We start from the raw sequence: 15,353 nt of genomic DNA on the forward strand, positions 1-15,353 counted from the left end.
AATGCGTAAAAATATATTAAAAGTAATGCTGTTTGCCTGTCTGGGTATAAGTATGGTAAGTTGTAATAATATGCTGGATGTAGATCCACAGGATGCTCTGGATACGGAGAAAGTTTATACCTCTGTGAGTAATTTCGAAAAAGGAGTGCTGGGTAGTTACAGCTTGTATTCTCCGGAGTATAGTGTCCTTATAGGATCTATAATGGCTGATGAATGTCGTCTGAATTCCCAGAATAATGGAGTAAATGGTTTCGGGAATTTGCTGAACCGCTGGGAGTATACTTCTGAAGACGATATTTTGCTAAAAGCATGGAAAAACTACTATGCAGATATTTATAGTATTAATCTTCTTTTGGAAAATGCGGCTAAAGTACCAGTTCGGAATGAGCAAGAGAAAGCTAAACAAAAATCTTTGGTTGCAGAGTTATATGGATTACGGGCAATGGTGCATTTTGAGCTACATCGAAATTTTGGTGCACCTGATGCTGAGGGTAATAAGGCTTTAACCATTCCATATATTACAGATACCGATGTTAATAAGAAACCTGGTAAAATCAGTCTGTCAAAATTTTATGAATATCTATGGTTGGATTTGGAAAAAGCAAAAGATGTAGATGAAACTGTAGATTTCCGAATGAATAAAAATGCGGTTACAGCTTTGGAAGCAAGAGTTGCATTGTATCAGAAAAATTATATTGTTGCTCTGGCGAAATCCACTCAGATTATTAATCAGTTTCAGCTATCAGATATAAGCCAGTATGAGAATCTTTGGAAAGATAAATCTCCTTCGGAGGTCATCTTTCGTCTGAAGAGAAGTAATGACAATAAACTGAGACCAAATACGCTATGGCAGGATTATACAGCTGGACGTAAATTCTTTCAACCTTCTTATAAATTAATGGATAGTTATACAGAATCCGATATACGCCTAAGTAATTTTAGTAAAGATGGGGATACAGAAGAAGAGTTTATTAATAAATATCCCGGAAATGACTTTAGTGATAAGGTAAATGATGTTAAAGTTTTCCGTGCATCAGAGATGTATTTAATCCGTGCTGAAGCCAATTATTTCCTGAACAGAAATGATGCCGCCTTGCAGGATATTAATGAGTTAAGAAAGCACAGAATTAGCAATGGTGGGCAACTGAACACTATTGATCTGAATACCATACTAAACGAAAGATATCTCGAACTATCTTATGAAGGGCATCGCTATTATGATCTGAAAAGATTGAGGCTCCCGGTTCAGAGGTTGGAAAAAGATCTGGCTGCAGAAGGAGATCAGAGCGAACTAAGTAGTGGCAACAAAGCTTATATTTTGCCCATACCGTTGAAGGAGACTATTGTCAATCCCAATCTGAAATAAGAAGCTCAGTCTTCATATTTTTCAATTATACTTTTAAACAAGAAGAGACAGCCCACAGGCTGTCTCTTTGTTTTGAAATTCTTTCTATAATTCTTCGTCAGTATCTATTGTGAAAGAATTAGTAGTTGTTTTGTAGTCTTTGTTATGTCTTTCAGAGATAACTTCTTCTCCTTTTTCATCCAGGATGAAGTTTGTTGATTCATTGAATAATTCTGAAAAACTTTTGAAATCTTCTTTGTAAAGGTAAATTTTGTGTTTCTCGAAGCTTGCTTCTCCATTTTCTGAGAAATTCTTTTTACTCTCTGTGATTGTCAGGTAATAATCTCCTGCTTTTGTTTCTCTCACATCGAAGAAATAAGTCCTTCTACCTGCCTTTAACACTTTTGTGAAAATCTCATTCTCCTGGCGTTCCTTGTAATCGCTCATTGTTCTAACATTTTAAGATTCGTGCGTTAACAAATATAGAAGAATATTCTGAATATCAAAGAATTTTTATTAAATATTGTTAATTACCTTGTTATCAGTAATGAAAAATTATTGAACACGTACGAAATCAGTAATTACACCATCATTTAGATGAAGAATTGCATGCGCATTTTTGGCGCTGGATTCACGGTGAGTGATGATTATGGACGTTGTTTGTTTAATTTCCTTTTCGATATTTCGTAAGATATTTTCCTCTGTTTCGGTATCTAATGCAGAAAGACTATCGTCAAAAATCAGAATTTTAGGTTTTTTAATCAATGCTCTGGCAATGCTTATCCTTTGTTTTTGTCCTCCGGACAGCATAACGCCTCTTTCCCCAACCATTGTATTGTACTGGTCTTTAAAGCCAACAATGTTTTTGTGTACATCAGCTACTTTAGCAAATTCCTCAACTAAAGCTTTTGTAGGATTGTCTATCGCAAATCCGATGTTATTCTCAATAGTATCGGAAAACAGATAACTTTCCTGAGGAATGAAGCCTATATTCTCGCGATAAACACTTAGGTTGTGCTCTTTTAGATTTTTACCATCTATCAGGATTTCTCCACTGTCCGGATCTAGTAAACGGCATAAGAGTAATGCAATAGTAGATTTACCGCTTCCCGTTTTACCCATAATGGCTAAAGATTCTCCAGCCTTAACTTTAAAACTTACATTCTTTAAAGCCTGAATGCCTGTGTTAGGATATGTATAGCTTACATTACGGAACTCAATGTCACCAGTAATGTTATAAAGGTCGTGGTTGCTGTTTCTGATTTCTGATTTCATCTCCAGAAACTCATTTACACGCTGCATGGAAGCTTCTGCACGCTGATTAACAGATGTTACCCAGCCTACCATACTGAAAGGCCAGATCAGAATGTTGATGTACATGAAGAAATCGGCAATAGTCCCGACAGATGTCTTTCCACTGATGTATTGTTCACCTCCAATATAAAGGATGGCTACATTTAGAAGTCCAATCACAAAAAGAATAATGGTGAAAAAATAGGCTTCAGTCTTCGCCAGATCCAACGCTTTTACCATGTAGTCTCCAACTTTATTGTTGTAATTCTTTTCAATATACTTTTCCTTGTTAAAGAATTTTACAACACGGATTCCTGAGAAACTATCCTGTACAAAAGTTGAAATTGCAGATTGACTTTTCTGCATTACTTTGGACTTTTTGTTGATGATAGAACTTACCTTATATATAACAAAAGATAAAATCGGAAGAGGGATTAGTGTCCATATTGTCATGCGTACATCGGTAAGCAGCATATAAGTGGTTGTAATAATCAGTAGTACTGATAAGTTCACCACATACATTACACCCGGACCCAAATACATACGTATAGCCACAACATCTTCACTCAGTCGGTTCATTAAATCTCCAATGGTCGTATTTTTGAAAATAGTCAGAGAGAGATTCTGATAATGAGTGTAAATTTTATTTTTCAGCTCGTATTCGATTCTGCGGGAAGCTACGATAATAGTCTGCCTCATCATGAATGTAAAGAACCCTGATAATACAGAGCTGCCGACAATAATAGCTGCATTAATAAGTAAAGCCTTGAACAAAGAATCTTTCGATATATGTTTATTGGTCAGTACTTCTTGAATGACATTGACGGATTTCCCGATAAATTGTACTTTATAAATAGCAAAAAAATTGCTGAGTATAATGAAAAGTAATCCCCAAGCCAGTAATACACGATGTTTGTAGAAATAGGGATTAAGTGTTTTTAGTGCTTTCAACTTCTGAATTTTGTTTATTTAAAAACGTTCCGTTACGAATGACAAAATTAAGGTTTTTTATGCAAAGAGAAATGCGTAAATTTGTGCCTTAAATTTAAGTTCTTTGAAATGGTAGGAAGAAGACAGCTCCGCGAAAAAGTAGTGCAAACGCTTTATGCATATCAGCAAAACCCTAAAAGTGTCGATGTAGTTCTGAAAAATATGATGAAAGAAATAAGCAAAATCTATGACTTATATGTCTATGAGCTTAACTTTTTGGTCGCAATTCATCAATTAGCTGAAGAGCAAATTGAAATCGGAAAAAGAAAATACATCAAATCTGAAGAGGAAGCTAATCCCAATCTGAAGTTTGTTGAAAATAAAATATTGCTTCAAATCATTGACAACGATGAAAGAGGAGAGTATACAGCAAACAACAAACAACTGATGTGGGACACTAATGACGACCTTGTTGTAAAAACCTACCAGAGAATAAAAGCCGGAAAACGATATAAAGATTATATGGAGTCGGCTGATAGTAGCTTTGAAGATGATCAGAAATTCATAGGAAAACTTTTTCTTCGTTATGTTGCGGAAAATGAAGATCTTCATGATTTCTTAGAAGGAAAAGAAATGGCATGGGCAGATGACATTCATATTGCGAATTCATTGATTCAGAAAACAATTGGGTTTATGAAAGCAGAGCAGGAGACTCATACTCTTATCAAGATTATTAAAAATTATGATGATGAGAGCTTTGCTAAAACATTATTAGCTCAGACTGCACTTAACTGGGACAACACAGAGAAGAAACTAGAAGAAAGACTTCAGAACTGGGATCTGGAAAGAGTTTCTTTAATGGATAAAGTAATCCTTATTACAGCGCTTAGCGAAATGGATGAATTTAAATTGACTCCTTCTTCAATTATTATAAACGAATATATAGAGATAGCAAAAGTATACTCTTCTGACAAATCTAATGTATTCATTAATGGTATCCTGGATAAGTATGCCAAGGACAATTCAAGAATATAGAATAAAATAATACCTTTCACATGAAAAGACTTACCTACCTACTGATGATTTCTTTTTCTGCCATGGCTGTGGTAGCATGTAAAAAAGAAGAAAAAAAACTGGTTGTTTCAGAAGATCAGTCTGCTTTAAGTACATCGGGATTACAACCCCTTGCTGCTGAACAAACACAGGCGGATATAGTTGCAGAAGCTAAGAAGCTTCCGTTAACGACTCTGGCAATTTCAGAAAATAATTTCAACTTTGGGGATGTTAAAAAAGGGGATCATGTAGAGCATACTTATACTGTGACTAATACAGGAGATAAGCCTTTGGTAATTTCTACAGTAAAGCCTGGATGTGGTTGTACTGCTCCGGAGTATACTAAAGACCCTATTCTTCCGGGACAAAAAGGAAAAGTGACGCTTAAGTTCGATTCAAGTTCTTTCGACGGATTACAAAACAAATATGCTGAGGTATATACCAATACGGAAAAATCTCCGGTAGTACTTACTTTTTCAGCTAATGTTTTAAACAAATAATTTTTTATTAATCTATTAAACCCATAATATGCTAACAATTTTTTTACAGGCGCAACAGCAAGGTGGTGGTTCTATGATGTTCATCATGATGGCTGTAATGCTGGTTGGATTCTATTTCCTAATGCTGCGTCCGCAAATGAAAAAACAAAAACAGGAAAAGAATTTCCAGGAATCTATAAAGCCGGGAACCAGAGTTGTTACAACTTCAGGAATGCACGGTAAGATTGTAAATGTAATGGAAGACGGGGTAATCATCGAAACAATGTCTGGTAAATTAAAGTTTGAAAGAGCTGCAATTTCCAGAGAGTTTACTGAAGCTCGTTTTGGAGATAAAAAAGCACCTGCTGCTAAAGAAACTCCAAAAGAAAATAAAGTAAAAGAAGTAGCGAAGGAGGAAAAAGAAAATGTTACAGTTACTGACGAAACAGAAACTAAATAATTTTTTCTTTACAGATATAAAAAACGCCGCAGACAAAGTCTGCGGCGTTTTTGTTTATTATTTATAAGCTTTTCAGCTTACCTCTGAAGTCTTCTATGCTGGTATAGCCTTTCTCCTGCATAATCGCTTTTAGCTCTTCCAGTATTCTGTCGAAGGCGCCAGTACCTTCTTTCATCAGCTGGGTACCAACTTGTACCATCTGTGCACCACAAAGTAAATGTTCAAAAGCATCTTTTCCATTTTCTACTCCTCCACATCCGATTACAGCGATATCACTGTTTAGTCTTGTATAGAAAGCTCTTACGTTCGCCAGTGCAGTTGGTTTTACATAAGCACCTCCAATTCCTCCGAATCCGTCTTTTGGCTTAATAACAACTTCTTCGTGATCTACATCTATATAAAGTCCGTTTCCGATAGAGTTGATACAGTTAACATACTGAAGTGGGAATTTATTTAGGATTTCTGCCATTTGATCGAAATGTGCAATATCAAAATATGGTGGAAGTTTTACACCGATTGGTTTCTGGAAAAATTCAAAAGCTTTGGTTAGAACCTCCTCTGTTCTTTCGAAATCATAACCTACCTGTGGTTTCCCGGGTACATTAGGACAAGAAAGATTTAATTCAGTAATTCCTTTAAAATCGGAATCATTTATTTTCTGTAACATCTCCAGATTATCTTCCATAGACATTCCTGCAATTGAGATGAAATTGATTTTTCCCGGATTTTCATTCTGAAAGTTAAGAGAAAAATCCAGATAGAAATCAAAACCTTTATTAGGTAATCCCATGGAGTTTATGCTTCCTAAAGGCACATCTACATATCTTGGGCTTGGATTCCCTTCTCTGAAATCTGGTGTCGCACTTTTAGTTACAAAAGCACCTGCAGAAGATCTCAGTAACTGATCCAGTTCCATTTCGTCATAACACATTACGCCGGAAGCGTTCATGAATGGATTTTCAAATTCGTAATTGGCAATTCGGGAGGTAAGATTCATTTTTTACTTTTTTATTCGTATTTCAAATTTAACAAAAAGCGGGAGAGTATCCCGCTTCTATTTTTATTCGTTAATGTTAATTGTAAGTGCTAACTCATCGAGCTGCTCATTGGCAATGGATGCCGGAGCGTCGATCATTACATCTCGACCACTGTTGTTTTTAGGGAAGGCGATATAATCTCTGATGACTTCATTTCCGTCTAATACAGCTACAAGTCTGTCAAATCCGAAAGCTAAACCCCCGTGTGGAGGTGCTCCGTATTTGAAGGCATTCATCAAGAAGCCAAACTGTGCTTCTGCTTCTTCAGGTGTAAACCCAAGAAGGCTGAACATCTGAGCCTGAAGATCTTTATCAAAGATTCTGATAGATCCACCGCCGATTTCGTTACCATTGATAACTAAGTCGTAAGCATTAGCTCTTGCTTTTCCTGCTTCATTTTCCAGTAAGTGTATATCTTCCGGCTTAGGAGAGGTGAAAGGGTGGTGCATTGCATGATATCTCTGTGTATCTTCATCCCATTCTAAAAGCGGGAAATCAATAACCCAAAGTGGAGCGAATTCATTTCCTTTTCTTAATCCAAGGCGGTTACCCAATTCCATTCTCAATGCAGATAACTGAGCTCTTACTTTGTTTTCGTTTCCGGAAAGTACAAGCATTAAGTCACCTGGCTTAGCGCCAAATTCTTCTGCAATTTTCTTTAAATCTTCTTCGTTATAGAACTTGTTAACAGAAGAAGTTACAACGCCATCAGCCTGGTATTTTATCCATACCATACCTGTAGCGCCTATCTGTGGACGTTTTACCCAATCGGTTAATTCGTCTATTTGTTTTCTCGTGTACTCTGCACAACCTTCTACATTGATACCAACAACCAGTTCTGCTTCGTCAAAGATTTTGAAATCTTTACCTTTTACAAGGTCATTTAGTTCATGGAATTCCATTCCGAAACGGATATCCGGTTTGTCATTACCATATTTTTTCATAGCGTCTGCAAAAGTCATTCTCGGGAATTTCCCAAATTCCTGACCTGCTATATCCTTTAATAAATTCTGGGTAAGACCTTCGAAAATATTCATAACGTCTTCCTGCTCTACGAAAGCCATTTCACAGTCTATCTGAGTGAACTCCGGCTGTCTGTCGGCTCTTAGGTCTTCATCACGGAAACATTTTACAATCTGGAAGTATTTATCCATTCCGCCAACCATCAATAGTTGTTTGAAAGTCTGCGGAGATTGTGGCAGTGCATAAAACTGACCCGGATTCATTCTGCTTGGTACAACAAAGTCTCTTGCACCTTCAGGTGTGGACTTGATAAGAACCGGTGTTTCTACTTCTATAAATCCTTGGTCAGAAAGATAATTTCTTACTTTCTGAGCCATTTTGTGACGGAAAATTAATTTTTCTTTTACCGGATTTCTTCTGATATCCAGGTAACGGTACTTCATTCTAAGTTCTTCACCACCATCGGTTTCATCTTCAATAGTGAAAGGAGGTAGTTCGGAATTGTTCAGAATAGTTAATTTCTCAACCAGAATTTCAATTTCTCCGGTCGGTATCTTAGGATTTTTACTAGCTCTTTCAATTACTTTTCCACTCACTTGAATTACAAATTCACGGCCCAATTTTTTTGCTTCTTCCAGTAATGCTGCGGAAGAGCGATCCTGATCAAAAACCAGCTGTGTTATTCCGTAACGATCTCGTAAATCTATCCAAATCATAAAGCCTTTATCACGGATAGTTTGTACCCATCCTGAAAGTGTTACTTCTTCGTTTAGATTCTTCAGAGATAATTCTCCGTTGGTGTGCGTTCGGAACATTTTATTGTATTTAAAATTTGATTTTGTGGTTTCACTCAGGTATTAGCCTGACAGAATTTTTCAGGTGCAAAGATACGGAATTTAAAGAAAAAAGCCTTTTAGAATTTTATATCCAAAAGGCTTTATTTATTATTGCTTAATCCATTGAATAGCACTAAGGACTTTCTTGTCTTTTAAAAGGTCTTTGAAATTATCACCACCCACTACTTCCACATCGGGAGGAATACTTTCTTTATATTCTTTATTGTTTCTGTCCGCTTCATAAGAACTGGATAATAAATAATAAAGATCTTCTGAGATTTTGATGCTGTTATTTGCAGAAACCAGTCCTGTTGTTTTTTCTCCGATTAGCTTTACATTCTTTTTACCAATGAAGGATATTGTAGTTGCTTCTCCGGAGCTGGCAGTTGCAGGACCGATTAGTAACGCTATTTTAATGTTTTTGGCAGGAGTACAATTGTTTTGTAGTGTAATGTATGGATTGTCATTTATCAATAAGCTACTGTCTTTAACAGACCATGAGTTGAGTATTTTGCCATTGTCTACAAAAGAACCAGCTTTCCCGTTTCCTAATAAAGGTGCGATCCCCGAAATCATTGGATACATATTGCCACCCGTATTTAACCGCAGATCTATAATAATTCCTTTTAAATCTTTTAGATTCAGTTTGCAAAGAGAATCTCGTAAGGCTTGGCCTAGTTTCTTAACCTGTTCTTCTTGTTCTCCATCTTTCTGAGAAGTACTCATTCCCGGAATAGAGATATAGCCAATCTTTTTTTCTAATTTTTGAATATTAATAGTGCCTTTAGATGTATTGAGTGCTTCCATTGTCTCCTGATTGACTCTGCTGTACAGGTTTACCGGATTTAGGCGGCCAACCGATACATTTTTAGATTTTAGAAAAGAATGGTTGTCATTTAATTTGTCCAGCATTAGCGCTACGGCAGGCTTTACAGCATTAAATATATTATTGGCATTTGGGTTTAATGCTTTCTGAATTTCTGGTGTAAGCTCGCTCCAATTAACTTTGTCCTTGTATATACTATTGTTTTTAGTAGCTTCTATGATACGATTAAGTGTATCTAATGCTTCTTTCTGATCAACAGTTTTAATAATAAATTTTGCATCCTTAATATCTGTTCCGTCAATTGTTACTTTAAAGTTATCAATCCACATTTTACCACTCCCTGATAGCATTGCGCCAATGAGGATCTGGTCTGTTGCATCGGGATTTAAAGAAAGTGTAATTTCTGCTTTTTGCCAGTCAGTTGTTCCTTTTATACCCCTGTCCTGCATATTGTCAAAAGCTATTTTCGGATCTATACGCATCCAGAGAGCAGCTTGTCCATCTGAAATATTTTCGGTTTTAATATATCCGGAGAAAGTAATTTTTTTTCCGGTATAGTTATGTGGTAATCCTAAAGTTATGATTTTATATCCTCCGTTACCTTCAATAAGTAAAGCATTCTTGCCGTTTTGAACATTTTTGCTGTCTATACTGGCTTTATATGAAGGGCTTCCGGAAATATACCATCCCTTTGGGAGATTATTTTCAGCTTCTTCAAAACTAAGATTTAATGGAGGGTTAATTTGATTTTGGGCATAAGTATTCCAGCTCAGGAATAGGCAGGCCGCCAGAGCTAATAGTTTTTTCATAATGATATTTGTTGATTTTAGTCTTCTGTATATTCCAAAAGGTCTCCAGGCTGACAATCTAAAGCTTTGCATAAAGCTTCTAGTGTGGAAAGTTTTATAGCCTTGGCTTTTCCTGTTTTCAGGATAGAAAGATTGGCCTGTGTAATGCCTATTTTTTCTGCAAGTTCCTGAGACTGCATTTTACGCTTTGCAAGCATTACATCTACATTAATTATGATAGGCATGGTCTAAATGGTTAGTTCATTTTCAGATTGTAAATCATATCCCTTTTTGAAAAATGCATAAGCAAATAAGGTGATGAAAAATACAAATAGGAAAGGTATTAGATGAGAAATTATTCTTGTAACTTCATTAAGCTTGACTTCTCCAAAGAAAAAAGTATAAATGCCCCCAAGAATAATGTTAAAGCCAAGAAATAATTTTGTCCATTTTAAAAGATTCAGGCTGAAAATATTCCCGCTGCTTAATGCTCCAAATATTTTTTTCAGACAGTAAAAATAAAATGCAAAACCAGCAAAACCAATTAAGCCTTCAAAAAATAAACGGGAAGAAAAAACACCGCTAAAGAAGTTTAAATCGATGAAAGGATATTTTATACTGAAAGTATTTTCTTGTACCCCGGTGTATAACTTTATTCCGGTAGAAAAAGTGTTTGCCATAAGCTTGCTGTCACTAGTGTTGTTATAATAACAGATGGTATAACCTAAAAGGAAATAAATAAGGTGTACGAAAAATAAAAAAAAGATAAATGTGATGCCCCAGTTGATATATCTGGCCAATGAATTTTTGCCAATAATTTTCATATTTAATATTTTGATGATATCGCAAATGTATAAATATTTATCGTATTACAATAAATATTTTTTATTTAAAAATAAAAGCATGAATTGGTGTAAATAAAAAAACCGGAACAAAGTCCCGGTTTTGTATATGTGTTTAGGAATAATTACTTACCGAATAAACCTCCTAAAAGGCCTCCAAGGCCACCGCTTTGTCCTTGTTGTTGGTTACCTCCACCTAAAACACTTCCTAAAAGATCAGTGATTGAGTTTCCGGAAGAAGCTTGTGCTTCGTTAGTCGCATTTCCCATAATGCCTCCTAATAAATCACCAAGACCACCAGCTCCTGTATTGTTAGCTTGTTTTTGCTGTCCGATATATCCCATAATAATTGGTGCAAGCATTGCTAATGCCGGGCCTATTTTATCCATAGAGATACCTGTACTTTGAGAAAGTTGGTTCTCAACATTTTGTTTATCGCTTCCAAAAACGTGATTCAGGATAGATCCACCTTCGTCTTGTCTGTTTAGGGCCTGACTAGGATCATTTAAAATGCTTCCATCATGATCTTTGTCCAGTGCATTATTTAGAGCCTCAGCGTCAGCTGCATTTTTAGATTTGTTTCTAAGATAAGATATTACTAAAGGAGCGGCTACTGCCAATAGTGCAATAATCTGACTTTTGCTGATTCCCATTTTATTTTCAGCTTGTTCAGCAACCTGGTTGCCGGTGTTACCTGTAATAAGGTCTAATAAACTCATAGTGTTTTTATTTTGTTGTTTACTCAACGAATTTAAAAAAAATAATATGAGTTCAGCATTTATTTTTTGAAAATCGGAACATTGCTGCAAGCCTCCCCAAACATCAATGACTTTACAAGAGGGCGAAGCTTTTCTACCAATTCTACATAGGCGTTTTCCGGAATGCTGAAATCAGAACATCCTTTTACCAGAACCCTTTTGTCCTGCATTTCGGAAAAATCATGTTGCTGAATCGCATCATGGAAAAGTATTAATTCCAATTCTTTTTGAGAGCCATAGACTACCTTTTTAGCAGAAGACATTAGCTTGTCTCCAAGAAGGAAATAGGCCCATAGCGGAACAATAGCATCTACAGAACAGTAGATGTATACATAACAGTCTTTATATGGTTCTGTATCCAGATCTGAAATCATTTGGCGAAAATCCTTTTCCCTCAAAATAAGCTCCTGAAAAAGGAAATCTTTTATGTCGATTCCGACTCTTTTTCCTTTGGGTTGCAGGCTTGCCAGGTCAAAATTAACCAGACTAGTGTTCTCAGCTACTTTATTGCGAATTTCAAATTCTTCTGACATTTTTTATTTTTATCTTTACACAAAATTAAGTCAAATTAATTTAGAAGAAAATAATACCAGATTTAGATACTGTCAATGAAGTATGAAGAATGCTTACAGAACGGATATCTGAATGAATAACATCTAATAGCTGATTACCTTTGAAATATTACCTTATTGCCGGAGAGGCTTCCGGAGATTTACACGGTTCAAATCTTATGAAGTCCATTAAAATGAAAGATGCTGACGCAGAATTTAGGTTCTGGGGCGGAAATTTAATGGAAGCACAAGGCGGAACATTAGTGAAGCATTACCGTGATCTGGCATTTATGGGATTTGCTGAGGTTATTCAGAATCTTGGAACAATTCTGGGGAATATCAAGCTGTGTAAAAAAGATATTCAGGATTACAAACCCGATGTTTTGGTACTGATAGATTATCCGGGATTTAATTTACGTATTGCAAAGTTTGCAAAATCACTGGGAATAAGAGTTGTTTATTATATCTCGCCACAATTATGGGCATGGAAGGAAGGACGCGTAGAGATTATTAAAAAGTATGTAGACGACATGCTGGTGATTCTGCCTTTCGAAAAAGATTTTTATAAAAAACACCAGGTAGATGCTCATTTTGTTGGACATCCACTACTAGATGCTATACATAATCTGCCAGATCTGGATACACAAAAATTCAGGACTGAAAATAACCTTACAGACAAAGAGATAATTGCTTTATTGCCCGGTAGCCGAAAGCAGGAGGTGGAGAAGATGTTGGAAATTATGCTTTCTGTTCGGCCTTTCTTTCCGGACTATCAGTTTGTAATTGCAGGAGCACCTTCGTTGGAAAAAGAATTTTATGAGCAGTATGTAGACGATCAGGTTCATTTCGTTTCTAATAAAACTTATGATCTTCTTAGATCTTCCAAAGCAGCTCTGGTAACTTCGGGAACTGCAACATTGGAAACAGCATTGCTAAATGTGCCGGAGGTAGTATGCTATCGTGGAAGTCAGATTTCTTATGAAATAGCTAAGCGACTTGTGAAGCACATAAAATATATTTGTCTGGTTAACCTTATTATGGATAAAGAAGTGGTGAAAGAGTTGATTCAAAAAGAGCTGACCACAGAAAATCTAAAAAAAGAGCTTTCTTTAATTCTTTCCGGATCGGACAGAGAACGGATCTTGGATGAATATTATATCCTTCGCGAGAGGCTTGGCGGTGCCGGAGCTTCAGATGAAGCCGCAAATATTATTGTTAAATAGTTTTATTTTCCCATATATTTTACTTTTTATTTAAATTTTTAATTAAATTTAAGATTCAAATGTATTGAAACTAAGTTTAATTAAAATGATTGTTAATGAAAAAGCAGCCAGTTTTCTGTCTTTTCATTTCTTTCTCAATTGGAATTTTAACCGGAGATGAATTTTCTGCAGACAAAAATGCGGCTGGGTTCGTTATGCTTGTTGTTGTAGTGTGCTTCTTAATTTCTTTTTGTTTTAAAAAGGGAAAAGCTATAGCGTTTATGCTGTTCTTTATTTTTCTGGGGCAGCTTTCACATTTATTTAATGCACCGGATAAAAGCCTTTCTGACTTTAAAGGGAAGAAGGCTATTAATTTTCAGATTGTAAAAAAGCTTAATAGTACGGAAGAAAACAGACGCTATATTGTATATGTATCTGCAATCGGCGGAGAAGGAAAGTTGGTGAAGCCTTTTTATGCTGTTTATAGCCTTAAAAAGAATAGAAATCCATTAGATTTCACACATACTTATTCAGGAATTTATTATATCAATAAAATTAAACCTCCACAGAACGATTACCAGTTCAGTTATCAGAAATACATGTTGCGAAATAATGTGGCTTATCAAATCTATTCAAAAGAAGAGCCTATAGCCATAAAGAAAAATGCCTCGTTGGCATATAAAGTGAGACAGATTCGTCTTGATGTTTTACAGCATATTGATAATTCAGCACTTTCCAAGGAGTCCAGAGATTTTCTGAAAGGTATTATCCTTGCAGACAGAACTGATATGGATACTGGTGTATCAGCAGACTTCACTAAAACGGGTCTTGTTCACTTTTTAGCAATCTCCGGAACGCATATGGTGATTATTTTTTGGTTATTAATGATTGTTCTGAAAAGAAGCATTCCGTTAAAATTCAAAAATATCACTGTCATAATAAGTTTAGTATTAATATGGATTTTTGCGGTATTCATAGATTATGGAAGCTCGGTTGTAAGATCCTGTCTTATGCTCACATTTTATTATGTTATGGTACTTTTACAACGAAAACCGGACTTATTACATTCCATGGCATTGTCTGGACTGATAATTTTGATAGCTGATACTCAGCAATTGTTTGATATAGGTTTTCAATTAAGTTTTCTGGCGGTGTTTGGAATTTATTGGTTAAATCGACCTATCTTAAATTGTTTACCGAAAGCCCGAAATAGTGTTCATGATTTTTTTCTTCAGGTAGTTAGTATTATACTTTCTGCACAGTTAATAACCTTACCGCTTATTCTGTATTATTTCCATCAGTTTTCCTTAGTTTCTGTTATTGCAAATCTGGTTGTAGTTCCGCTATCCGAAATTATTATTGTCTTTTCCCTGTTGATGGTTTTCGTGTTGAGTTTTTTTGGAGATGTCTTTGTGATTAATTTCCTTTATGACCAGTTGATTATTCATTTATTAAAACTCATCCATTTTTTTGCTCAGGCAGATTTTTTGTTTTTTGATGATATACCAATGTCTTTATTGGAAGTTATATTGCTTTTTGTGCTTCTGTATTTGTTGAGGTTTCTGATAAAAGAAAGAAGGGATAGGAGGGTGCTTCAGTTTTGTTTTGTGGTCTGTCTTTTCTTTTTGCTGAGACTCGGATTAAATATTCATGCTTTTCATAAAGAAGAATTTTTGAGTCATCAGTATTTTAATCAGAAGATTTTTTCTGTCAGAAAAAACGCCAAAGCTGTCTTCTTTTTTGCTGATAATCTGGATAAAAATAAGATTGAAAATTACTTAGTTAAGCCTTATGTCGTTTCCCGAAGAATTAAGAATTATGAAATTATTTATTTTAACACTAAGGAATTTGATCAGTTGAAATATAGAAATGAGATAAAATCTGTTAAATAATGTTAATTATTTAGATTCAATATAAACTAAGGTTTAATGATGAATCTCATTTACTACACGCACAAGAATTGTTAATTTTGTGAAATTAGAAAAATAAT

At 35.4% G+C, this 15,353-nt stretch carries 15 protein-coding genes; 6 read left to right on the forward strand and 9 right to left on the reverse strand.

The annotated features are described in order from the left end of the window. Window position 1 precedes the first annotated feature (1 nt). Entirely contained in the window at window positions 2–1,366 is a 1,365-nt protein-coding gene (locus ATE49_RS03265; RefSeq protein ID WP_233174359.1) for a RagB/SusD family nutrient uptake outer membrane protein, read from the forward strand. 84 nt (window positions 1,367–1,450) lie between these two features. Here the strand turns inward: ATE49_RS03265 and ATE49_RS03270 are convergent, their stop codons facing one another. Together ATE49_RS03270 and ATE49_RS03275 are read right to left on the reverse strand one after the other, a co-directional pair. Continuing rightward, window positions 1,451–1,792: a DUF3276 family protein gene (locus ATE49_RS03270; RefSeq protein WP_009085547.1), complete on the reverse strand. Its 342-nt coding sequence runs from the start codon at window positions 1,790–1,792 to the stop codon at window positions 1,451–1,453. A 108-nt stretch (window positions 1,793–1,900) separates the two neighbouring features. Beyond that, a complete protein-coding gene (locus tag ATE49_RS03275) occupies window positions 1,901–3,589 on the reverse strand; it encodes an ABC transporter ATP-binding protein (protein ID WP_059156718.1) in 1,689 nt (562 codons plus the stop codon). Between the two features lie 108 nt (window positions 3,590–3,697). On the opposite strand from ATE49_RS03275, the gene ATE49_RS03280 reads away from it, so the two are divergent. Genes ATE49_RS03280 through yajC form a run of 3 tightly spaced genes read left to right on the forward strand, consistent with a single transcriptional unit; the run spans window position 3,698 to window position 5,560 of the window. Beyond that, window positions 3,698–4,603: a transcription antitermination factor NusB gene (locus ATE49_RS03280; RefSeq protein WP_065081079.1), complete on the forward strand. Its 906-nt coding sequence runs from the start codon at window positions 3,698–3,700 to the stop codon at window positions 4,601–4,603. A 20-nt stretch (window positions 4,604–4,623) separates the two neighbouring features. Then, window positions 4,624–5,121, forward strand: coding sequence for a DUF1573 domain-containing protein (locus tag ATE49_RS03285; protein ID WP_034867926.1), 498 nt, complete (start codon window positions 4,624–4,626; stop codon window positions 5,119–5,121). Between the two features lie 28 nt (window positions 5,122–5,149). Beyond that, window positions 5,150–5,560, forward strand: coding sequence for a preprotein translocase subunit YajC (gene yajC, locus ATE49_RS03290; RefSeq protein ID WP_059156720.1), 411 nt, complete (start codon window positions 5,150–5,152; stop codon window positions 5,558–5,560). Between the two features lie 61 nt (window positions 5,561–5,621). Here yajC and ATE49_RS03295 read toward each other — a convergent pair whose 3' ends face one another. The 7 genes from ATE49_RS03295 to ATE49_RS03325 all read right to left on the reverse strand — a co-directional run bounded on the left by ATE49_RS03295 (window position 5,622) and on the right by ATE49_RS03325 (window position 12,143). Next, window positions 5,622–6,557 carry a dihydroorotate oxidase gene (locus ATE49_RS03295; RefSeq protein ID WP_059156721.1) on the reverse strand — a complete coding sequence of 312 codons (936 nt, stop codon included), beginning with the start codon at window positions 6,555–6,557 and terminating at the stop codon, window positions 5,622–5,624. A gap of 63 nt (window positions 6,558–6,620) precedes the next feature. Further along, window positions 6,621–8,375, reverse strand: coding sequence for an aspartate--tRNA ligase (gene aspS / locus ATE49_RS03300; protein ID WP_065081080.1), 1,755 nt, complete (start codon window positions 8,373–8,375; stop codon window positions 6,621–6,623). A 129-nt stretch (window positions 8,376–8,504) separates the two neighbouring features. Further along, window positions 8,505–10,031, reverse strand: coding sequence for a S41 family peptidase (locus ATE49_RS03305; RefSeq protein ID WP_065081081.1), 1,527 nt, complete (start codon window positions 10,029–10,031; stop codon window positions 8,505–8,507). Window positions 10,032–10,048: 17 nt separating this feature from the next. Then, on the reverse strand, window positions 10,049–10,255 hold the full coding sequence (locus ATE49_RS03310; protein ID WP_024564758.1) for a helix-turn-helix domain-containing protein: 207 nt from the start codon (window positions 10,253–10,255) through the stop codon (window positions 10,049–10,051). A gap of 3 nt (window positions 10,256–10,258) precedes the next feature. Then, entirely contained in the window at window positions 10,259–10,834 is a 576-nt protein-coding gene (locus ATE49_RS03315; protein WP_065081082.1) for a DUF2975 domain-containing protein, read from the reverse strand. Between the two features lie 143 nt (window positions 10,835–10,977). Beyond that, window positions 10,978–11,598, reverse strand: a complete 621-nt coding sequence (locus ATE49_RS03320) for a DUF937 domain-containing protein (protein ID WP_223200091.1) — start codon at window positions 11,596–11,598, stop codon at window positions 10,978–10,980. Between the two features lie 32 nt (window positions 11,599–11,630). Next, window positions 11,631–12,143 carry a DUF2480 family protein gene (locus tag ATE49_RS03325; RefSeq protein WP_065081083.1) on the reverse strand — a complete coding sequence of 171 codons (513 nt, stop codon included), beginning with the start codon at window positions 12,141–12,143 and terminating at the stop codon, window positions 11,631–11,633. Window positions 12,144–12,283: 140 nt separating this feature from the next. Here ATE49_RS03325 and lpxB point away from each other — a divergent pair, with 140 nt between their 5' ends. Both lpxB and ATE49_RS03335 read left to right on the forward strand, forming a co-directional pair. Then, complete coding sequence (gene lpxB / locus ATE49_RS03330; protein ID WP_065081084.1) at window positions 12,284–13,384, forward strand: lipid-A-disaccharide synthase; 1,101 nt, start codon at window positions 12,284–12,286, stop codon at window positions 13,382–13,384. 95 nt (window positions 13,385–13,479) lie between these two features. Continuing rightward, window positions 13,480–15,255, forward strand: coding sequence for a ComEC/Rec2 family competence protein (locus ATE49_RS03335; RefSeq protein ID WP_065081085.1), 1,776 nt, complete (start codon window positions 13,480–13,482; stop codon window positions 15,253–15,255). Window positions 15,256–15,353: the final 98 nt, after the last annotated feature.

The organism is Elizabethkingia miricola (assembly GCF_001675285.1).
In the GTDB taxonomy this organism is placed as follows: domain Bacteria; phylum Bacteroidota; class Bacteroidia; order Flavobacteriales; family Weeksellaceae; genus Elizabethkingia; species Elizabethkingia miricola.

Coding starts and splice junctions, on each gene's coding strand:
- ATE49_RS03265 (WP_233174359.1), top strand. CDS start 2: ATGCGTAAAAATATATTAAAAGTAATGCTGTTTGCCTGTCTGGGTATA.
- ATE49_RS03270 (WP_009085547.1), bottom strand. CDS start 1,792: ATGAGCGATTACAAGGAACGCCAGGAGAATGAGATTTTCACAAAAGTG.
- ATE49_RS03280 (WP_065081079.1), top strand. CDS start 3,698: ATGGTAGGAAGAAGACAGCTCCGCGAAAAAGTAGTGCAAACGCTTTAT.
- ATE49_RS03285 (WP_034867926.1), top strand. CDS start 4,624: ATGAAAAGACTTACCTACCTACTGATGATTTCTTTTTCTGCCATGGCT.
- yajC (WP_059156720.1), top strand. CDS start 5,150: ATGCTAACAATTTTTTTACAGGCGCAACAGCAAGGTGGTGGTTCTATG.
- ATE49_RS03295 (WP_059156721.1), bottom strand. CDS start 6,557: ATGAATCTTACCTCCCGAATTGCCAATTACGAATTTGAAAATCCATTC.
- aspS (WP_065081080.1), bottom strand. CDS start 8,375: ATGTTCCGAACGCACACCAACGGAGAATTATCTCTGAAGAATCTAAAC.
- ATE49_RS03305 (WP_065081081.1), bottom strand. CDS start 10,031: ATGAAAAAACTATTAGCTCTGGCGGCCTGCCTATTCCTGAGCTGGAAT.
- ATE49_RS03310 (WP_024564758.1), bottom strand. CDS start 10,255: ATGCCTATCATAATTAATGTAGATGTAATGCTTGCAAAGCGTAAAATG.
- ATE49_RS03315 (WP_065081082.1), bottom strand. CDS start 10,834: ATGAAAATTATTGGCAAAAATTCATTGGCCAGATATATCAACTGGGGC.
- ATE49_RS03325 (WP_065081083.1), bottom strand. CDS start 12,143: ATGTCAGAAGAATTTGAAATTCGCAATAAAGTAGCTGAGAACACTAGT.
- ATE49_RS03335 (WP_065081085.1), top strand. CDS start 13,480: ATGAAAAAGCAGCCAGTTTTCTGTCTTTTCATTTCTTTCTCAATTGGA.